Origin of the sequence: Microvirga arabica, assembly GCF_016811235.1 — a bacterium.
In the GTDB taxonomy this organism is placed as follows: domain Bacteria; phylum Pseudomonadota; class Alphaproteobacteria; order Rhizobiales; family Beijerinckiaceae; genus Microvirga; species Microvirga arabica.
The window spans coordinates 1-19,685 of record NZ_JAFBID010000012.1 but is presented as its reverse complement, the minus strand read 5'-3'; the positions used below and the strand labels follow the sequence as shown (position 1 = coordinate 19,685).

Genomic DNA, 19,685 nt, shown 5'->3' with positions numbered 1-19,685 from the left:
GGATGCCCGAAATCACCCTGCAGCCCATATCCGTGATGACCGATGGTGGCGGCCACGAGGGACAGCTCGTCCTCGCCGCCGGGCATCCTGTGGCCGTTCTCTCCCGTGTGACGGCAGAGGAAACCCTGGGCGAGCGGGAGCAGGTCGGTGGATGGTTTCTGGAGGCCGGCTTCGGCCCCTGCGGGCCCCTGATGAGCGTCACGCCGCCCGTTTTCGCCGATCTTGACCAGGCCTTGGCATGGGTCCGCACGCGGCTGGAAACGGGCTTCAATCCGAGCTGACCGGATCAGCCGCCCAACTGCCTGACGATCTCCCGGGCGGCCCGTTCGCCCTCCTCCCAGGCACCGCCCGCCGTACCCCACTGCGCCCGTGACAGCGCCTCGCCGGCAAACCAGATCCGCTCGCCGACCGGTGCCTTCAGGATGTCGCGGATCGGGTAGAGCCCCGGCGGCACCACCGCCCAGGAGGCGCGCGACCAGGGATCGTTGCGCCAGGCGGTGCTGTGCAGAGTGGTGAGGTTGCGGATCGCCCGGTGGCCGAAATGCTCCGCCAGCACCGCGCGGGCAAACCGGAACGGCGCATGGGCATCCCGCCGGTCGAAGCCTGCGGCTGCGGGCTGGTCGAGCTCGAAGAAATGGAACGGCGTGTTGTCGATGCAGGTGAGAAGCCCCGGCGGCTCCCGGTGCGTGCCGGTGAGGCTCGCCAGGCGGTCGGCGCCACGGAACGGCGAATCCGGCCAGTGCAGCACCACATGCTCGTAGACGCCCTGGGTGAAGCCGTGGATCGCCTCCCGGATGGCGTTCGGCAGGGCGGGAGCGAAGCGGATCGCGTCCCGCTGCAGCACCGCCATGGGCGTGGTCACGATGGCGGCTTTCCCGCGCAGCGTTCCGGCGCTGCTCTCCACGCGCACGCCTTCTGCCGACCAGTCGATGGACCGGACAGCCGCTCCGAGACGAATCGGCAGGCCCCACGCCAAGCGGCCCACATAAGCGCCGAGCCCTCCGGCGATGAAGAGGTTGTCGGCATATTCCATGCTCGGGAAGTCGTGCAGGCTGACCTCGTCGAGCGGCCTCCCTGAGACCAGCCCGTGGATGGCCGCCACCCGCCGCCCCTGCGGCCCCATGGGCGGCAGGACCCTGGCGGCCGCCTGATCCTCACGGGCTCTGGCGGCTTGCGTCATGGCCCGGTCGGCCATGGCAAAGGCACGGTCGAGCGCCGCGCTCTCGGCCCGGCTTCCCCGACGGCCGCGCACGAAGAAATGTCCGTCCACGGGAGCCCGGCGCAGGGGCTCACGGCGCTCTCGACCGAGCTTTACCAACGGGTTGATGGGACCTGCATGAAGCCAATGGGCGCCGAGGTCGAGCGGGTGGCCCTTGAAGCTCCGCGTGAGCGTGCGCCCGCCGATCCGGTTTCTGGCCTCCAGGACCGTGACCGTCAGCCCCTGGGCCAGGAGATGCCGCGCCGCCGCGATGCCGGCGCTGCCCGCGCCCACGACGATCACGTCTGGATCCGCCACAGGGGCGATCGACAACCCGGTTTTCAACGGCACAGGCTTCCCCACCCCTCGCTTTGCGGCGGCTTCGTTCATAAGTAAGCTCCGCGCCGCGCATCAAGCGTGGCCTTAAAGTTTCGAGGGGACGAACGACAGATGCTCATCCAATCGGTTTTCGCGGCGGTCCGCGAGGTGTTCTCGCCCGCGCTGCGGCGCATCCTCTGGAAATCGATCGGATTGACCCTGGCGCTGCTTGTCCTGGTCTGGCTCGGCCTGACGAGGCTGTTCGACATCTTCCTCACCAATCACGATCTCAGCGCCAGCTATCCGATCATCGACAGCTTCGCGTTCTTCCTCGCGGGCTTCGGGCTTTTCGTGGCCCTGATCTACCTGCTGCCGGCAGTCTCGGCCATCGTGGCGGGCTACTTCCTCGACGACGTGGCCGAGGTGGTGGAGCACAAGGATTATCCGGCCGATGCGCCGGGCCGGGCTCTGCCCTTCGGCAAGGCCATTCTCTACGGCATCCGCTTTGCCGGCCTGTCGCTGCTCGTGAACCTCGTCGCCCTGCTGCTGTTCTTCATTCCCGGCATCAATATCGGGGCGTTCTTCGTGGCCAATGCCTATCTGCTCGGGCGCGAGTATTTCGAGCTGGCGGCCGGCCGCTTCTGGCCCGCGGAGGACGTGGCGCGCCTGCGCACCGAGCACCGGGGCACGGTGCTCGGTGCCGGTGCCGTACTGGCCGGCCTGGTGCTCGTGCCGGTGGTGAACCTCATCACGCCGGTCTTCGGCGCCGTGATGATGGTTCACCTGCACAAGAGGCTCACTCGCGGCCGGGCGGCGATCCCGGACCGCCGGGAGGGCCAAGCCTCTCTCGGGAACCGCTAAAGAGGCAAGCCCCTCAGCGGCTCGCCTGCTGGCCGATGGCCGGGCCGGACGCCTGCTCAGGGTGGAAGTCGGATGCAGGCCCTCCCGAGCGGGGAGCGAGCAGGTCCGGCATCGTTTGCGTCGCGTTGCGCTTGAGGTCGAACTGGCCGGTCTTGCGGAACCGCACCAGATAGCTCGGCACGATGGCTTCGATGGTGGTGGGGTTGATGCCCAAGCCCTGGAGCGTGCGGCCCTCGGCCACGGCGCTCTCGGACACCACGTTGTCGCTCTCGAGCAGGATCGCCTGGTCGCGGGTGGTGACGAGCTCGTTCGGCAGGAGGCCGAGGGTGAGCCAGTCGAGCGTGCCCATGACGCTTCCCATGGCCCTGGCGGCACTGGCCGGCACGGGCACGATGGTGCGCTTGCGCTCGGTGACCTCGAAGATGAGCTCCATCATCTGGCGTAGGGTGCGAGTCTCCGGCCCGCCGAGTTCGTAAACCCGGCCGGCAGGCACCCGGCCGTCCACTGATGCCACGATGGCGGCCGCCACATCGCCCGCATAGACCGGCTGGAAGCGGGTGTCGGCGCCCGGCAGGGGCAGGACGGGCAGCATGCGGGCCAGCGTCGCAAAGCGGGTGAAGGAGCTATCCCCGGGTCCGAACAGCAGGGAGGGGCGCAGGATCACCGCATCCGGCCGCTCCCGCAACAGAGCCGCCTCGCCCTCGGCCTTGGAGCGGGCATAGGCCGACTCCGAGCTCGCATCCGCCCCAAGGGCCGAGACATGCGTGAACGAGACCGCCTTCTTGGCCAGCCGCGCGATCATGGCCGGCGCCTGGGCCTGCAGCGTGTCGAAGCGCTGGCGCCCCGTCTCCTGCAGGATGCCGACCAGGTTGATCACGTGATCGGCCCGGGCCACCGCATGGGCCACCGAATCCTCGTTGCGCAGGTTGGCATGGATCGGGTGGATCTGCCCCACCTTCCCCAAGGGAAGAAAATTCGCCATGTTCGGCTGCCGGGTCGGCACGAGCACCCGGTAGCCGCGCTGGGCGAGCAGGCTCACCACATAGCGGCCCAGGAAGCCCGACCCGCCGAAGACGGTGACGATTTGCTGCTCAGGCGTGCGAAGGGCACCGATCATGAAACTCTCCTGCCCGGCGAGGGACTTGCATGGAGCTTGGGTGGGAAATGTAGAACGTCTCTAGTCAAACGCCGCTCCCCTGTGAAGAGGTGCAGGCAGAAGAATGCGCATCTGACGCATTTTCAGCGATTGACGCGCCGCCCGATCCACCGTAAACGAAGCCTCGCCGGTAAGGCATGCCCAGGTGGCGGAATTGGTAGACGCACTGCTTTCAGGTAGCAGCGGGTAACACCGTGGAGGTTCGAGTCCTCTCCTGGGCACCAACAATCCTCTAAAGGATTGATCCGCAAAAGAATCCGAATCAATCAACACTGAAAGACGGTCCGAGCGCTACCACGGGTGGTAGCCATGGCCGTTTCGATATCGCACTCCTGGAAGAAACCCGAGACCGAGTCTACTGATTTCGCAGAGGCGCGTCTCCGACGACCTGCGGACCGTCATCGGCAAGCGCGATGAACGCGGGGGCTGGGAGCTCTCTTCTGAGGCCAAGCAGAGGCATTTAGAAGTACTAGCCAAGCTTGAGAAGCATCGGGCTAATATGACGGCTGGCCTCAAGTTCCTCAGAGAATGAGACTCTCATTCGCTTGCAGCCTTCGTCTGCCGTCAATGAGCTGAACCAGTACTGTGACACTCCTCGTCAGCAGAAGCAGTGGCGCGGCGACTTAGATATGAGGTCGTGGCTCAGAACGGGTCCGATCTAAACGCTTTGCTGTTCGAACGACACAATCGCATCCGGTTGGATGCCACATCGTTGGAAATTTGATCAGAGCCACCGAGGTCGAAGCGGCCCGCCGGTCGGAGTCAGCGAGCCGCCCGCGATTCATGGCGCTGCGAACTCACGGAACGATAGCCATCGCGCACCGGTGTTTGACATGTCACGCCAGCCGTCGGAGGCGTACATCATGATCTTTCCGTTGATGCTTACATGAATTCCCGCTGCCATGTTGAAGTCGGCGAATTTAGGCCCAGCAACTCTGTCGCTCAGGACAAACTTCTTCTTCCATATCTTGCGGATGAAGTAGCGCCCTGGGACACCATCCCCGGGGAAGAGCCCGTAAATATCGATCCAATTCGTGCCGATCACACTTGAGCCGAATAGACCATCGTTGTTTGTTGCGGCGATATAGAATCTACCATCGCAACCATTGATGAGGCTGATGCTTTGATACCGGCCTAGGCTGGAGTCGATGCTCCCAGGCCCAGGGATCTTGGTATGGTTGTAGCCGCTATCGGAGGCTCCGATTCCTAGATGGATGAAACCGGATCTAATATCGGGTGTGCGAGAGATGTAAAATGTCATCTCATAATCGACCCATGTCGCCACAACCCAATGATTGTCACGGTTCCGGGTAATGGCCGCTGCACCAATTTTGCGTGGTGTTTTTATTTCCAGTCCATCAATCTTGTACGGCTTCCAAGGATTGGAAACATCAACGAAGACGATCTTTCCCACATTCCAATCGCCATCTTCAAGAGCGACGGCCATAATGCCTTCATACTCCTGGATACCTCCGGCATGCCAGTAGCCAGGCTTGTTTGGGCCTTCGGCTTTGTTATCGAGCCTGACTTTGTGATAGATATGATCACGCCCATCCGGCATGTTCCACCGCCACCAAGAATCATAGCTAAAATTGCTCTTAGATGTTTGAGCCCATCCACTCGTAAACGGATAGATGTGAGTATCTTCCCGACTCGGCAGGTGAGCGAAGAACAGATGGGACCCGCCCTCAAAATCATAATGCCAGTCGCCGCCTGACCAGACGATGAAATTCCAGCCCGCCCAAGGATTGCCGAAGCGGATCAATCCCTGAAAATGATTGTTTCCACCTGGCTGATCTGGGAAATCCGGAATCGGTCCAATGTTGTGATCAGTTTTCGTGTAACGCCAGCCGTAAATCCAGTCATGCTCCCGCACCCCAAGAGGATGACTAAAGCTGCCTGAAGAATATCGAAGCTCTCCGTTTTCATACCAAGAGCCATTTTGCATTTTATCAAACTGATCAGTAACTCCATGCGCACAGCGATACTGGCTCGCAAGCCCCAATGGCGGCCTCGTGATAGGTCCGCCAATGGTAGATATGGGAGGTGGCGGCTCGATGGACTCATTGTCGAGCGCAAGAGAAGCCGTTGATAGGCTCAAGGCAACGACCAGGATCGAGCCTAACCTCGTATATGTTTCAATCATTTTAAACCCCGAAGCTGATTCATCGCCGTGCGCCGAGCAGCCGGGCATTGGGAAATCCGCTTTACCTAGTGAATTCTAGAAGGGCGGATTGACCTACATGAGGTTCATGTCACCGGACATCATCGACACGCATCCGGTATGCAGGCCTCGTATAGGAAGAAACCCATGATTGTTGATCGATTAACGCATGAAAAATTCATGAGCTTGCTATGTTTAGAGAGGTGGTGAACTGGGTTTCGAGGTATGATAGGCAACGCAGGCGCCAAGGTAGCAATACACGTCACAAAAGCGTAACAGAATATCTGTAGACGCCGCACCATGGGCCGAGTGGGCCCCGATGGCGAGCTTCTGGCGTGACGTCTTCCACCTTCCTGAACATACAAGGCCTCAGCGTTGGCTATGGGCGCAATGCGGTGCTCTCCGGCATCGATCTTGAGCTCGGGCAAGGTGAGTTCATTGCTCTATTGGGCTCGTCTGGCTGTGGAAAGACGACGCTTCTGCGCACGCTTGCCGGCTTCATGCAGCCGTCTTCAGGGCGCATCCTCGTTGCCGGGCGCGACATTACGCATAATCCGCCCGAGCGACGGGACATGGCGCTCGTGTTCCAGTCCTATGCTCTCTGGCCGCACATGAGCGTCAGGCAAAACGTGGGATACGGCCTCAAGGTGCGCGGCATTCCCCGTTCCGTGATCGGAGCGAGGGTCGACGAAGTCCTAACCATGCTGGGTCTCGATGGACTTGGAGACCGGCCCGTCACAGCCTTGTCGGGTGGGCAGCGCCAGCGCGTGGCGCTCGGGCGGGCGCTGGCGATTGCGCCGCAGATTCTGCTGCTTGATGAGCCTTTGTCGAATCTCGACGCCCGCATCCGTCTAACCGTTCGACACGAGATCCGCTCTCTCCAGCAGCGTCTCGGGATTACGGCCGTTCATGTGACCCACGATCGCGAAGAGGCCATGGTCATGGCCGATCGGATCGTGATCCTCAACCAAGGACGGATCGAGCAGGTCGGCTCCCCGGAGGAACTCTACCGCCACCCCGCCAGCGCCTTCGTGGCGACTTTCCTGGGTGCGGACAACGTGATCCGCCTCCATGCGGAGACCGAGGCCTCAACCCTGTTCCTCAAAGGCGATGCCCTGGCGGGGGGTGCAGGTGTTGTGCCAAGGCCCGAGCATCTTACCGGGTATCGCGGCCCGGTGCAGGCGCATTTCCGCAGCGATGAGGCAGAGATTGTCTCCGGTTCCTCCAATGGAGCAGGAATCGAATTGCTGGGCATCGTGAAGCATGCCTCCTATCCGGGCGGTATCTGGCGGCACGCAGTTGCTGTCGGAGATGAGGAGATCCTCGTCGATGCCAAAAACAGTCATGCACAGGGAGCGAATGTACGGATCCGTATTCCGGCGGATGCCCTGTTCGTGTTTCCGGCAGAGGCCGCCACTCAAAGCGAGATGAACGAACTCCAGCGGGGAGGGGCCACGCAGGCCGCCGCTTGAGCAACCCGGCTGCATAAGCAGTCTTGAGACGACCAGGAGAACCTTCATGAAACCGGCACAGATCCTTCTCGCCGGGGTGTTCGCGGCTGCTTTGGCCTCGACCGCTCAGGCGCAGACCACGCTCAACGTCGCTACCGCCGGCGACCAGAACATGGTCGACTACATCAACGACTATCTCGGCCCGCTCTTCGAGAAGCAGAACCCGGGCACCAAGGTGCGGGCGCTGGGCACCGGCCCCGGCGATGCCGGCTCGCAGAAGATCTTTGAGCGCCTCGACGCCCAAGCCAAGTCCAACGCCCCTGCCTGGGACGTGGACGTGGCTGTCGTTCACGAGAAGATCACCGGCAAGCTCGTGACCGACAAGCTGCTCGCCAACTACCGCTCGGGCATCCAGACGGCCAACCTCGCGACTCGCGATTCTTCGAAAGCTGCCCTGGGCACGCCGGTGGACGGCTACGTGATGCCGATGTTCCACAGCCAGACGGCGATCGCCTACAACCCGGACATCGTGAAGAACCCGCCGTCCACTTATGACGAACTCGTCGATTGGGCGAAGAAGAACCCGAAGCAGTTCGGCTATAACGGCATCAAGGGCGGCATGTCGGGCGTGAGCTTCGTCATGGGCTGGATGTACGCCTATGGCCCGGATGCCAAGAAGCTGCAGAACGGTCCCTTCGACGCCGAACTGACCAAGTCGAAGGCTTGGAACTACGCCATGGCGAACCTGAAGGAGTTCAACAAGAACGTGACCTTCACGCCAGGCAATGCCGGTACGCTGGACATGCTCAACCGCGGCGAGATCGCCATGGGCCCGGTGTGGGTCGATATGTTCTACTCCTGGAAGGCGGAAGGCCGCCTCAACCCCAGCATGAAGCTGAAGCTCGTCGGCCCCGGCATGCCTGGCCAGCCGATGTACTACGTGGTGCCGGCCAAGGCCGCTCAGTCGGATCTTGCCAAGAAGTTTGTGGCTCTCGCCACCAGCCCCGAGGTGCAGGCCGAAGGCATCGTGAAGCGCTTCAGCTGGTATCCGGGCATCGACGCCAAGCACGTGCAGGCCAAACTCGATGGTGCCACCTGGCAGAAGCTGTTCACGGACGTGACGCCGGACGACCTCGCCACGAAGGGCAAGTCTTTCCCGGTCGGCCCGTACTTCGACGCGATCCTTGAATCCTACGAGCGTCAGACCGCGACCAACTAATGGCTCTCGGCGGAGCCGGCCCCATGCAGGCCGGCTCCGCCAGCTTCGGGATCACCCATGAATCAGCGAGCTCTCGGCCCCATTCTTGTTGCGCCCGCCCTTGCCATGGTGGTGCTCTTCTTCGTTTATCCGCTAGCATATTCCCTGATCAGCGCCTTCTGGTCTCCTGAAGGCTGGGGCTGGGCCAACTTCATCAAAGCCTACGAGCTCTATCGCAACGACATCGTCTTCACGGTGCTGATCATTGCGCTTTCGACCGCCCTTGTCGGCGTGTTCTCGATCGCCATCGGAGGATATTTGGTGCTGGGCGAGAATCCTCGCTCCGTGGCTATTCTCAAATGGCTCTACCGCTGGCCGCTCTTCATTCCGTTCGTGGTTGCGGGGCAGGTCATGCGCACGTTCCTGGCCAAGAACGGCATGCTCAACAACACACTCGTCGGGTTGGAGCTGATCGAACCTGTCAGCGCCGTAAGCCTCCTTGACTGGCGCGGCATCGTCATCACCTTCGTTTGGAAGCAGACGCCTTTCGTCGCGCTGCTTGTCGCCGGAGCCATGGCCTCCCTCGACCGGAGCATGATCGAGGCCGCACGCAATCTTGGCGCGTCGCGCCTGCGCATCCTGCTTGAGATCATCGTGCCTCAGGTGCGAGCCAGTCTCACGGTCGGTCTGACCTTAAGCTTCGTGACCATGATGTCCGTCCTGTCAGTGCCGCTCATGATCAACGCACAGACACCCACTACGATCACGGCCAATATGGCATTCCGCATCAACTCCTATGGAGACTACGGCGTCGCCAACGCACTTGGGGTCATCTCGATCCTTCTGACAAGCGGCGTGGCATGGCTCTATCTGCGCCAAGCGTCGAAAGACAAATCTCGGGCGATCGCATGAGCAGTTCCGTTCTCAACACCCCAGCCTTGCCGTCGAGCACGGCAACCCATCTCACGACATGGTTGCCAAGCCGGGCGCTGCGCCTGCTTCTGCGAGGCTTAGCGCTCGGTCTGCTCGCCTTCGCAGTGTTCGGGCCACTTCTCAACATGCTGCTCTGGACCGTCGCGGAGAGCTGGTTCTTCCCAAATAAGCTGCCGTCCGCTTATGGCTTCGCCTATTGGGGCCGGGTGTTCTCCCCGCGCGGCAATGCGGTGGAGTCATTGGTCAACAGCGTCTCGATTGCCGTTGGCGTGGTGGTTCTCTCCCTGTCGCTTGCAATCCCGGCGGGCTATGCTCTGGCGCGGCTCAAACTCCCGATGCGGAGCTTAGTCCTGCTCATGTTCCTCGTGCCTCAGGCCTTTCCGAACCTGCCCGTCTATATGAACATTGCTCGCCTCTTCTACGATGTCGGGCTTAACGGAACCTACCTCGGCGTCGTTCTGGTCCATACGGTCCACGGGCTCGTCTATGCCATCTGGATCGCGACGGCGGCCTTTGCAGCCGTGGATCATGCCTTGGAAGAGGCGGCACGCATCTCCGGGGCCGGACCTCTGCGGACATTCTCCGACATTACCCTGCCGCTGGCCATGCCGGGCCTGATGGCAAGCGCCGTCTTCGTGTTCCTCGAATCCCTTGATGAGTTCACTGCGACCTTCTTCGTTGGGGCTCCCGAAGTGAATACCCTGCCACTGCTGCTCTATACGGCCAGTGCTGGCGGCAACTATCAGATTGCTTCGATTACCGCTCTCATCCTCCTGGTTCCATCAATCGGCTTCATGCTGGTCGTCGAGCGGTTGCTGCGCGCCGACGTGCTCGCCAAGGTCGGACAGTGAGGCCCAGATGCTGATCGCTCACCTCTCCGACCTGCATGTCTGCGCCAGGGCGCCGCTCTCGGCCACGAATGTCCATACCGAGCAGGCCGTTGAAAGTCTGATGCGCCTGTTGCCGCAGCCCGACGTGGTCGTCGTCACGGGAGATGTCGGCGAGGGAAGCCCCGACGATTACGCTCTGCTGGCGCGATATCTCTGCCCTCTGCCCATGCCGGTCTACATGGTCCCTGGCAATCACGACGATCGGGAGGCGATGCGCTCGGCCCTCTCTGGCCTTCGCTACATGCCTGCCTCAGGTCCGCTGAATTTCGTGGTGGAGACCCGGCCCGTGCGGCTGATCGGGCTGGACAGCCTCATTCCCGGCAAGGTCGAAGGTGCCCTCGACGATGAGACGCTCGACTTTCTCGACAATGCTCTGGCAGCCGACACATCCGTTCCAACTGTCATCCTCGTTCATCATACGCCGTTTCAGTGTGGGATCGAGGAGAAGGATTCCATCCGCCTGTTCGAAGGTGCCGAACGACTCTCCGGAATCCTGTCCCGACACAGGCAGGTGGAGCGCGTTCTCTCCGGGCACCACCATCGATCCCTGCTCGGGCAGTTCGGCAACGCAATCTGCCAGATCGCTCCTCCGGTCCGGTATCAGGAGGCATGCAGCTTCGAAGCGGGCCGTCCGACCCATGAGGCTGAAATGCCGGGCTTCCTGCTTCACCGCTGGATCGACGGCGCGGGACTTGCGACACAGCACTGCCCGTTGAATATCGGCATGCTGACAAGGTGACCCGAAGGCAACCAGGTCCTTGAGGCCTGTCGGTTCAAGGCCCTGTCAGATGGTCGTTTGCCACAGGAGTTCGACAAGGCGCTGTGCGGCAGGCTCGAGCTTGCGTACTTTGTGATGGACGGCAAAGACCGGGTATTCGCTCTGGCGGTGGGGATCTTCGACATCCAGTTCCTGCAAGATGCCGTCTACATTTTGGGCATTGAGGAGATGACGCGGGACATAACCCCATCCGAGGCCTGCCCGGATGAGTGAGAGCTTGGCTGAAAAATCGGTGACGATCCACGAGCGGCCGAGATACCGAGAACCTGTAGCCTGAACAGGCGGGCGAACGAGATCGCCGAGGTTCTCAATGGGATGCTCGGCACTCAAACAGGTTCAAAGCAGCTCAAGCTGGAAGGTTCGGCGACGACGCCTGCCTTGACGCCGGTTTCAATGCAAAGTGTCTCTGGCGAGACGCCGGCCCCAAGCTCCTTGCCGGCAATGGCATCTGAAGCACTCCCAGAGCGGAGTGCAGACAACAGACAGGAGATCAATCCGAACGGGACCCAGCTTCGCGAGGCCGTGCAGATCAAGGCGGATACCGCGACAAACTCCCTCGTCGTTATCGCGAAGCCAGAGGATTATCGGCTGGTGGAAGCCGCCATACGACGGCTCGATGTTCTCCCCACTCAGGTCCTGATCGAGGCCACCATCGTCGAGGTGTCGCTCAACGATAAACTCAAGCATGGCGTGCGCTGGTTCTTTCAGTATGGAAACCACGGTGTATCTTTGGATGACGGCAGCACCGCCAAATCGAACGATCTGCCCGGATTCAACTACACATTCAAGGTCGGTTCCGGCAGGGTCGTGCTCAATGCTCTCGAAAGCATCACGGATATCGAGGTAATCTCCTCGCCCGCTTTAACTGTCCTGGACAACCAGACGGCGAACCTGAAGGTGGGCGATCAAGTTCCCGTAGCCACCCGCTCCGCGCGAAGTGTCGTCAACCCGGATACGCCTGTCGTCAATGACATCGAAATGAAGGATACCGGCATCATCCTGTCGGTAACGCCACGGGTGAACTCGAGCGGCCTCGTCATGCTCGACATCAGCCAGGAGGCAAGCGACGTTGTGCAGAATGAGACATCTGCCATCGACTCGCCTACCATCCGCCAGCGCAAGATCAACAGCTCGGTTGCGGCACAAAGCGGGACCGAGATCGTTCTCGGCGGCCTCATATCGACCCGGCGAACCAAAGGAAAGGCTGGCGTGCCAATCCTGAAGGATATTCCCCTGCTCGGAACGGCCTTCACCAATGATGCCGTCAACGATCAAGGTCGAACGGAACTTCTGATCATCATCCGCCCGACCGTCATCGGCAGCCGCCTTGATGTCCACAACATCACCCAGGAGATCAAGGCGCGCATGCAGGGAGTGTCAGGAGCCCCGTACGGGCGTTTGTAGGAGTACCGCCGACGTCAGGCTCTGGGCGTTTCCCGAGCCGGAAGCTTTCTCTGGTGTGGCGGGTGGCTTCTTCCTCGACCGATTCGCCGTGCGCCGGGGCTTTTCCTCGACAGTCCCGGGCTTCGGCGCCGGCTCTTTCCGGGAGGGAGCTTTCGTCTTCTCCACAGCCTTTGTCTTGACCAAAGTGAGCGACCGCTCGGTCTTCTTGGCTTCCTTCTTCAACACTTTGATTCCCTGCCGGACGGATGTCAGAAACTCCTCTGCAGCGGAGCCTGGCTCGCTTTGAGCAACCACCTTAAGGAGAGTCTTCTCGAGTTTCTTGCCGCGCCTGAGAGCTTTCTCAGTGTTGTATGCCAAATCCTGAACGATAACCTGTCTGTCTGCAGCCACGGCTTTCTCCTGTGATCGATGGCCGACCGTTATCAGCCGTCACGGGACCGTAACAGTGAAGTTTCGATGACACTTTTATGACAGTCAGGCAGAGCGGGAAAAAAGTACGAGCTGCTCTTATTGCTATCTATGTTCTCAAATCGCACCTGTTTTCGAACTCGGCGTTGGTCCGAAAGAGTGGTAAAAATGCTTACAATAAGCAGCTGGTAAGCGCTCGAAATGAAACGGGTTTGGGACGGACTGGCACAATCCTCGCCAGGGTATTATCAACCCTCAAGTAGTTGACCCGCAAAAGAACCCAGGCAAATCAGGGCTGATAGGTTACACGAGCGGCGCACACAGTTGGTGCGTGTAACCCTTTCGGTGCCGCGGCTCTGAAGGATTCACGACACCGGTGCCTGCAGGTTGTGAAAGTGGCCCTTGCGGACCTTCACCTCATCTTTTGCGGGCGCTAAGAGCATCAATGTTCTGGAAACTGAGATCACCGGCGGTCTTCGCTCGGTGCCTTGCGATAGATCAAAGCATTTCTCAGTCTAAATCTCACAATATTGCGATTGATGACCCGGCGATATTACCGGTTGAGGCGAGCAGAGGGGCGGCAATGATCAAGGACATCATGGTTCATCTGGACGGGGGCTCGGAAGACGAAGTCCGGCTTGAATATGGCCAAGCCATTGCCGCCGCTAATCAGGCACATCTGATCGGTGTCTTCACGAATTCCCTGCCGGATCTGTCGATTGCCATGCCTTTCGACGGAGGTGCTGCCGCCGTCGTGCAGGCTGTCTCGGACCTGAAAGAGCAGGCGCGCCAGGAGGGTAACGCTGCAGCCAAGCGCTTGACTGAGAGGCTCACAAGCCTCCAGGCGACAAGTGAGCTGCGTCGTTTCGACGAAATCCCCGGCACGATGCCGATCAGGGTCGCGGAACAGGCCCGGTATGCTGATCTCTTCGTCACGACGCGGCCTTATGGTGCTGGCGATGAGCCTGTCTGGTTGGACCTTATCGAAGCCGTGCTGTTCGGTAGTGGGCGCGGTCTCATGATCGTGCCTCCCGGCTGGCATAACCATGGGCCGACTCAGACGGTTCTCGTTGCCTGGAACGGCAGCCGCGAGGCCGCTCGCGCCTTGAGTGAAGGGCTGAGTTTCATTGAGAAAGCCACCCGCGTTGCGGTTCTCATGATTGGCCCTCAGACGGGAGCAGAGGCCGGATCCGAGATCAAGGCTCACCTCAATCGACATGGAATCGTGTCAGAGGTCATCACCGTCGAAAGCGAGGGCCGACGTGTTGCAGATATCGTGCTTGAGGAAGCAGAAAGTGTCTCCGCCGATCTCATCGTCATGGGCGGCTACGGACATACCCGTTTGCGTGAACAGATCTTCGGTGGCGCAACCCTCGATATGCTGACGCTCGCGGACCGTCCCGTGTTGATGGCCCATTAGCTCTCAAGCTGCTGCGAGGAGCCGGCATGACTCGGATCGTCATCATTCAGGGTCATCCAAGCACCAACAGCCGGCACTTCTGCCATGCCTTGGCCGATACCTATGCTCAGGGTGCAACAGAAAGGGAGCACGAGGTCCGCGTCATTGCGATTGCAGATCTCGATTTTATGCTGCTGCGCTCCAAAAGCGATTGGGAGGGCGCACCTCCGCCGCCTGCCATTGCTGACGCTCAGCAGGCGCTCGCCTGGGCTGAGCATCTCGTCATCATCTATCCTCTCTGGCTCGGCGGAATGCCTGCCCTCCTCAAGGGTTTCATGGAGCAGGCGTTCCGCCCGGCTTTCATGACCGGAGGAGCTAGCCGAGGGGCGAACTGGAAGACAGCCCTCAAGGGCCGCTCCTCCCGAATCATCATCACCATGGGCATGCCGGGCTTTGCCTATCGCTGGTACTTCGGTGCGCACAGCCTCAAGAGCCTCAAGCGCAGCATCCTGTCCCTCGTCGGGATCGGCCCCAACCGGCACACGCTCATCGGCATGATCGAAGGCATGAGCGATGCCAAGCGGACAGCATGGCTCAACGCCGTTCGTCAGCTCGGGGTGCGGGCTCGGTAGAATGTGCGGTGCGCTATCCCGTCCGCGGGAGCTGGACGAAATTGCGATGAGGCGAAAGTCTCTTTCAGGAGTAAGATCAGACCATGATTGGACAAACCAAGCTGGACGATGACGTGTGAGAGGTCATGATCGCCCCGCCTGATCATTCGTCATACATCGGAGCTCCCCTTGTCGCTTCGTCTCCACATTTTTGGCGCCGCCCGCACCGTGACCGGCTCCTGCTTCCTGCTTGAGACGGATGCTGCCCGTATCCTGGTCGATTGCGGCATGTTTCAGGGATCGAAGGAGGAGCGGGAGCTCAACTACCAGCATCTCCCCTTCCGTGCGGCCGGCATCGATGCGCTCTGCCTCACCCATGCGCATATTGACCATAGCGGCCTCGTGCCGAAGCTGGTGAAAGCCGGCTTCGACGGTCCGATCTACGCGACGGACGGGACGGCCAATCTCGCCTCGATCATGCTTCCGGACTCGGGCTACATTCAGGAAATGGAGGTCGACCAGCTCAACCGCCGCAACAGTCGGCGGGGACGCGAGACCGTGTCTCCGATCTACACGGAGGACGACGCCATAGCGTCCCTGAGGCAGTTCCGTTCCGTGCCTTACGGTCGATGGCAGGATGTGGCTCTGGGTTTTAGGGCTCGCTACTGGAATGCAGGCCATCTTTTGGGTTCGGCCTCTGTCGAGATCGAGGTCACGTCCGGCGAAAATGACAAGCGGACCCGTCTTCTGTTCTCCGGTGATCTCGGCCCGGACCACAAGCTCCTTCAGCCTGACCCAGACGGGCCACGCGACCTCGACTACGTGGTCCTTGAGTCGACCTATGGCGACACGGATCGGGCCGGTACCACCATCGAGCGGCGCCGGCGGATGCTGCGGGACGAGGTGCGAGCGGCCATGCGCCCGAGCGGGGTTCTGCTCATTCCATCCTTCGCGGTGGAGAGGACGCAGGAACTGCTCGTCGACCTCATGGAATTGATGGAAGCGGGCGAGTTGCCAGATATTCCAATCTTTATCGACTCGCCCCTGGCCTCGAAGGCCAGCGCCATCTTCAAGCGCCATGCCGGGGAGCTCAGGAACGGCTCGGACCTGGTGCAGGCGCTCGAATCCAGATGGGTTCGCTTCACGGAGAGTGTCGAGCAGAGCAAGGCCATCGACCGCATTCATAGCTTCCACATCATCATAGCGGCCAGCGGCATGTGCGAGGCGGGTCGGATCCGGCACCACCTGAAGGCCTGGCTCTGGAAGGACGAGGCGACGGTTCTCTTTGTCGGTTTCCAGGCGCAAGGCACTCTTGGTCGCATCCTTCAGGATGGTGCTTCGAAAGTCCGGATCCATGGCGAAGAGATCAAGGTCCGCGCCCGGATGAGGACGCTCGACCTCTATTCAGGTCATGCGGACGGTCCCGAGTTGAAGACATGGCTATCGGAGCGCCTGCCTGTGCGTCGCGGCGTCTTCCTGGTTCACGGGGAGGATCCGGCCCTGAAGGCCCTGCAATCGGCGCTGGCTGACCTGGAGCGAGTGCCGGATGCACTCATCCCTGAGATTGACGATGTCTATGATCTGAGCGGCGAGCAACCCGCGCGTGTCGAACGCCATGAGGCGCGGCTGCCTGGCTCAAGCGCCGGCCACCGGGATTGGCACAACGACTATGCGGAGCTGCTTCTTGACATCAACGATGCCGTCGAGGCCGCCGCCGACAAAAAGGCTAAGGGAGTTATCATCCGGCGCATCCGGGATGCGCTAAAAAGCGGCTCTAGAGGGTGATTCTACTGCCCTTCTGTTCCTGGATCGATATCGAATTGATCCCAATCAAGGTTTTCGAGGGGCGTGCTTCTAAGCTTTGCCACAATGGCGATTTTCGCTTGGGACGCGCCCTGAACCTGGGAGGGACACATGTTCTACCATATTACGCTTCATCTGGCCCGCAGCAGAGAGTTTCCGGAGGGCAGCCCGCGCTACGGCTACGAGATCACTGCGCCTCTGAATGCCCAGGGGCATTTGAATCAGGAGGAGTGGGCGGACAAACCGGCCTATTGCCGGGTTCGTCGGTTCTGGGCCGGTGAGGGGGAGCGGCACGGCATTCTGATCCACAGCCCCGGTGGAGCCGGCGGGGCAACCTGGATGATCGACTACAACCAGGGCCGTCCTGGCGACGAGGAGGCCGGCTATCGCCTGCATCAGCATCGCTTTGCCGAGGGTGAATACATCACGATCCAGGATGGCGACGAGAAGCCCCATACCTTCCAGGTGGTCTCCGTAAAGCAGGCAGAACCTGCCAGAGCAGAGGAGCATCAATGATGAAGAGGCTCACTCTTCTGTGCATTGCACTGGCCCTTGGCTCATCGGCCGTCTTGGCCCAATCCGGGCGCGTGCAGCGCGGTTTCACCTTCGCGCAGACCAACTGCTCCCAGTGTCATGCCATCGGCCGCTTCGGCGACAGTCCCATTCCGGAAGCACCCCCGTTCCGGACGCTCCATACCCTCTACCCCATTGAGGATTTGGCGGAGGCCTTCGCCGAGGGCATTACAACCGGCCACCCGTCGATGCCTCAGTTCGAACTCGACCCCGCTCAGATCAATGATCTTCTCGCCTATCTGAACTCAATCCAGGGATAGAGTGCCCCAGGCGAGACGTTTCGCACAAACGTCTCGCCCCTCCCACGCTCAGTAAGACAGGAATAGAGGGACAGGGCAGTTCTTGAGCAGAGACTGCGTCGTGCCACCGAACATCATCTGCCGCAGGCGCGAATGCACGTAGGCGCCCATCACGATCATGTCGGTCCTCGTGAGGTGCGCATGACTGCGCAATGTCTCGGCCACATCTCCATTCTGGACGGGCAGGGACAGGACATTCACCTGGATGCCGTGGCGCTCGAGATGGGGAGCAATCTCGGCTCCAGGGACAGTGTGAGTCAGATCCTTTTCTCCCGTCACGCTGACCAACTCAACCTGCGAGGCTGCGCGCAGGAAGGGCAGGGCATCATTCAGAGCACGCGCTGCCTTGGCGCTGCCGTCCCACGCCACCATGATCCGGTCTCCCGCGAAGGCCTCATGGCCCTGTGGCACGATCAGGAGAGGTCGCCCGCTGTCGGTGAGCACCGCCTCGATCAGCCCCCGGTCGACGGCGAGCGAGATCGGCTCCGAATCCAGAACGGTCAGGTCATGGGTCCGTGCCAGAGAGGTGAAGCTCTTGACCAAGGCAGGATAGGCCAAGTGCGGTGCCTGCGTGGTGCAGGCGACGCCCGATGCAGCCGCCGCCCGTTGGGAGGCTTCAGCGACAGTATGCGCCAAGGCATCCAGGCGGCGATTCTCGGCTGCTACGAGTCCTTCGGCGAAGTTGCTGATGAAGGCGTGGGTCACTGTCAGCTTCAGCGATGCGGCCTGGACCGTGACATGGGTCCCAGCCGTACGGGCGAGTGAGAGCCCGTAAGCCAAGGCTGCGGAGCGCTCCTGGGCATCGCCTTCCTCGGTGATCCCGATGAGAATGCTGTGAATGTTCTGCACCATGGTATCCTCCCTCCAGATTTGAGCGCAGATGCCTCAAACTCAATCCAGCGTCAGAGGCTCAAACCGCCGAACGTATCGTCGGCTTCCTAGTCGCCGTCAGCCTTGATCTGCATCAATGCGCTCCGATAGGATCGGCTTGAATTATACCTCAAGGGTTCATCGACCTTGCAGAGTTGGAGGGCTTGTCAGGACGAGCCCAAAAGGGGATGGAGGACGCCATGCTCGGTTGGATTGTCCGGGTTCTTCTGATCGCCGCAGGAGTTGTGACGAGCTGGTTCGTCGCGCGGGATGCCGCCGTATTCGGCGTTGCCCAGGTGATGGTGGCTCTCGTTCTGATTACCGCCATTGTCGCCATCTTGGCCTTCTGGCCGTCACAATGGGCCATCACGATGAACCGCTTTCGCAGATCGCCGTAAAAGCCAAGGCTTGGTGAGACATGTTTGGAGCGGGTTGCTCGCCGCACCAAATCCAGGCGACGCTATAATCTACTCTCCCAGCCTGACCGGATAATGGTGGAGATTAGGCTTGTGATCGCCAGCCGGAGGGAGCCTTGCCGATGCATGTCACGGTTTTCAGCACCAAGCCTTATGACCGCCGCTTTCTCGAGGAGGCGAATGCCACAGCAGGGCATTTCTTGTCATTCCATGAGGCACGTCTCTCCACCACCACATGTAGCCTAGCCAACGGTGCTGGCGCCGTTTGCGTGTTCGTCAATGACGAGGTGAACGCGGATGTTCTTGCCGATCTGGCGGCCATGGGCGTGAAGCTCGTGGTCCTTCGCGCCGCCGGGTTCAACAACGTCGATCTGGAAGCGGCCCGGCGCGAGAGCATCATTGTGGCGCGGGTGCCGGCCTATTCGCCCCATGCGGTGGCCGAACATACGATTGCGCTCATTCTCAGCCTCAACCGCAACATTCATCGAGCCTATAATCGGGTTCGAGAGGGCAACTTCGCTTTGGATGGACTCCTCGGGTTCGATCTGGCAGGCAAGACGGCCGGCGTGGTGGGAACGGGCAAGATCGGCGAGGTGGTGTGCCGGATTCTCACAGGCTTCGGCTGCACCGTGCTGGCCTACGATCCGCAGCTCAATCCGGTCTGCGAGCAGATGGGGGTGCGCTAGAGCATCGGACGCTTACACGGACGCATAGCCAGCGGCCTTGAGGAAGTTCCAACATTCTTGCGGCTCAAACAAATCGCAGATGTCACCGAGGGCGCGCCAGAGCGCGTCGAAGGTTCGGGCTTCAGCTTTGCGCAGGTGGGCTTTGATCTTGGCGAAGGCCTGTTCAATCGGGTTCATGTCTGGACTGTACGGAGGCAGAAACAGGAACCAGGCGCCGCGTTGCTTCAGGCACTGCGCGGCCCTTTCGCTCTTGTGGACCGCCAGGTTGT

The 19,685-nt window shown here is 60.9% G+C and carries 21 protein-coding genes, 1 tRNA gene and 1 pseudogene; 16 read left to right on the top strand and 7 right to left on the bottom strand.

Features of this window, described 5'->3' with window-relative positions:
• Positions 1-2 precede the first annotated feature (2 nt).
• On the top strand, positions 3-281 hold the full coding sequence (locus JQC81_RS08700; RefSeq protein WP_246520314.1) for a hypothetical protein: 279 nt from the start codon (positions 3-5) through the stop codon (positions 279-281).
• 5 nt (positions 282-286) lie between these two features.
• Here JQC81_RS08700 and JQC81_RS08695 read toward each other — a convergent pair whose 3' ends face one another.
• Positions 287-1,588: a flavin monoamine oxidase family protein gene (locus JQC81_RS08695; RefSeq protein ID WP_203271418.1), complete on the bottom strand. Its 1,302-nt coding sequence runs from the start codon at positions 1,586-1,588 to the stop codon at positions 287-289.
• 60 nt (positions 1,589-1,648) lie between these two features.
• Between JQC81_RS08695 and JQC81_RS08690 the strand changes: the two genes are divergently transcribed.
• Complete coding sequence (locus tag JQC81_RS08690; protein ID WP_203271417.1) at positions 1,649-2,377, top strand: sulfate transporter family protein; 729 nt, start codon at positions 1,649-1,651, stop codon at positions 2,375-2,377.
• Between the two features lie 13 nt (positions 2,378-2,390).
• Here JQC81_RS08690 and JQC81_RS08685 read toward each other — a convergent pair whose 3' ends face one another.
• The gene (locus JQC81_RS08685) at positions 2,391-3,494 is read right to left on the bottom strand and encodes a complex I NDUFA9 subunit family protein (RefSeq protein WP_203271416.1); all 1,104 of its coding nucleotides are present in this window, start codon (positions 3,492-3,494) and stop codon (positions 2,391-2,393) included.
• A 178-nt stretch (positions 3,495-3,672) separates the two neighbouring features.
• Here JQC81_RS08685 and JQC81_RS08680 point away from each other — a divergent pair.
• Positions 3,673-3,757 (top strand) — tRNA-Leu (locus JQC81_RS08680).
• A gap of 557 nt (positions 3,758-4,314) precedes the next feature.
• On the opposite strand, the gene JQC81_RS08675 is transcribed toward JQC81_RS08680, so the two are convergent.
• On the bottom strand, positions 4,315-5,727 hold the full coding sequence (locus JQC81_RS08675) for a hypothetical protein (RefSeq protein ID WP_203271415.1): 1,413 nt from the start codon (positions 5,725-5,727) through the stop codon (positions 4,315-4,317).
• Positions 5,728-6,032: 305 nt separating this feature from the next.
• Between JQC81_RS08675 and JQC81_RS08670 the strand changes: the two genes are divergently transcribed.
• The 5 genes from JQC81_RS08670 to JQC81_RS08650 are packed head-to-tail and all read left to right on the top strand — an operon-like array spanning position 6,033 to position 10,908.
• Complete coding sequence (locus tag JQC81_RS08670; protein WP_203271414.1) at positions 6,033-7,169, top strand: ABC transporter ATP-binding protein; 1,137 nt, start codon at positions 6,033-6,035, stop codon at positions 7,167-7,169.
• A 46-nt stretch (positions 7,170-7,215) separates the two neighbouring features.
• The gene (locus tag JQC81_RS08665) at positions 7,216-8,367 is read left to right on the top strand and encodes an extracellular solute-binding protein (RefSeq protein ID WP_203271413.1); all 1,152 of its coding nucleotides are present in this window, start codon (positions 7,216-7,218) and stop codon (positions 8,365-8,367) included.
• A 57-nt stretch (positions 8,368-8,424) separates the two neighbouring features.
• Positions 8,425-9,258, top strand: coding sequence for an ABC transporter permease (locus JQC81_RS08660; protein WP_203271412.1), 834 nt, complete (start codon positions 8,425-8,427; stop codon positions 9,256-9,258).
• Positions 9,255-10,130: an ABC transporter permease gene (locus JQC81_RS08655; RefSeq protein WP_203271411.1), complete on the top strand. Its 876-nt coding sequence runs from the start codon at positions 9,255-9,257 to the stop codon at positions 10,128-10,130. The genes JQC81_RS08660 and JQC81_RS08655 overlap by 4 nt, the downstream gene beginning before the upstream one ends.
• 7 nt (positions 10,131-10,137) lie before the next feature.
• Entirely contained in the window at positions 10,138-10,908 is a 771-nt protein-coding gene (locus tag JQC81_RS08650) for a metallophosphoesterase (RefSeq protein WP_203271410.1), read from the top strand.
• Between the two features lie 45 nt (positions 10,909-10,953).
• On the opposite strand, the gene JQC81_RS34300 is transcribed toward JQC81_RS08650, so the two are convergent.
• Positions 10,954-11,277: a LysR substrate-binding domain-containing protein gene (locus JQC81_RS34300; protein ID WP_203271409.1), complete on the bottom strand. Its 324-nt coding sequence runs from the start codon at positions 11,275-11,277 to the stop codon at positions 10,954-10,956.
• On the opposite strand from JQC81_RS34300, the gene JQC81_RS08640 reads away from it, so the two are divergent.
• Positions 11,176-12,351, top strand: a complete 1,176-nt coding sequence (locus JQC81_RS08640) for a type II secretion system protein GspD (protein ID WP_312887495.1) — start codon at positions 11,176-11,178, stop codon at positions 12,349-12,351. The genes JQC81_RS34300 and JQC81_RS08640 overlap by 102 nt on opposite strands.
• Here the strand turns inward: JQC81_RS08640 and JQC81_RS08635 are convergent.
• Entirely contained in the window at positions 12,325-12,741 is a 417-nt protein-coding gene (locus JQC81_RS08635) for a hypothetical protein (protein WP_203271407.1), read from the bottom strand. The genes JQC81_RS08640 and JQC81_RS08635 overlap by 27 nt on opposite strands.
• A gap of 601 nt (positions 12,742-13,342) precedes the next feature.
• Here JQC81_RS08635 and JQC81_RS08630 point away from each other — a divergent pair.
• The 5 genes from JQC81_RS08630 (at position 13,343) to JQC81_RS08610 (ending at position 17,405) form a co-directional block, all read left to right on the top strand.
• Entirely contained in the window at positions 13,343-14,179 is an 837-nt protein-coding gene (locus tag JQC81_RS08630) for a universal stress protein (RefSeq protein WP_203271406.1), read from the top strand.
• A 26-nt stretch (positions 14,180-14,205) separates the two neighbouring features.
• Positions 14,206-14,790 carry an NAD(P)H-dependent oxidoreductase gene (locus JQC81_RS08625; RefSeq protein WP_203271405.1) on the top strand — a complete coding sequence of 195 codons (585 nt, stop codon included), beginning with the start codon at positions 14,206-14,208 and terminating at the stop codon, positions 14,788-14,790.
• Positions 14,791-14,958: 168 nt separating this feature from the next.
• On the top strand, positions 14,959-16,554 hold the full coding sequence (locus tag JQC81_RS08620) for an MBL fold metallo-hydrolase (protein ID WP_203271404.1): 1,596 nt from the start codon (positions 14,959-14,961) through the stop codon (positions 16,552-16,554).
• Between the two features lie 129 nt (positions 16,555-16,683).
• Entirely contained in the window at positions 16,684-17,088 is a 405-nt protein-coding gene (locus tag JQC81_RS08615; RefSeq protein ID WP_203271403.1) for a hypothetical protein, read from the top strand.
• Positions 17,088-17,405, top strand: a complete 318-nt coding sequence (locus JQC81_RS08610; protein ID WP_203271505.1) for a c-type cytochrome — start codon at positions 17,088-17,090, stop codon at positions 17,403-17,405. Before JQC81_RS08615 ends, JQC81_RS08610 begins: the two co-directional genes overlap by 1 nt.
• 48 nt (positions 17,406-17,453) lie before the next feature.
• Here the strand turns inward: JQC81_RS08610 and JQC81_RS08605 are convergent, their stop codons facing one another.
• Entirely contained in the window at positions 17,454-18,296 is an 843-nt protein-coding gene (locus JQC81_RS08605; RefSeq protein WP_203271402.1) for a universal stress protein, read from the bottom strand.
• Positions 18,297-18,514: 218 nt separating this feature from the next.
• Between JQC81_RS08605 and JQC81_RS08600 the strand changes: the two genes are divergently transcribed.
• Together JQC81_RS08600 and JQC81_RS08595 are read left to right on the top strand one after the other, a co-directional pair.
• A complete protein-coding gene (locus JQC81_RS08600; RefSeq protein ID WP_203271401.1) occupies positions 18,515-18,712 on the top strand; it encodes a hypothetical protein in 198 nt (65 codons plus the stop codon).
• A 140-nt stretch (positions 18,713-18,852) separates the two neighbouring features.
• Positions 18,853-19,410 (top strand): annotated as a pseudogene (locus JQC81_RS08595) (NAD(P)-dependent oxidoreductase); the annotation flags it as partial.
• 18 nt (positions 19,411-19,428) lie between these two features.
• Here JQC81_RS08595 and JQC81_RS08590 read toward each other — a convergent pair.
• Positions 19,429-19,685 (bottom strand): transposase (locus tag JQC81_RS08590; RefSeq protein ID WP_203271400.1); only part of this gene is annotated, 257 nt, incomplete at its 5' end.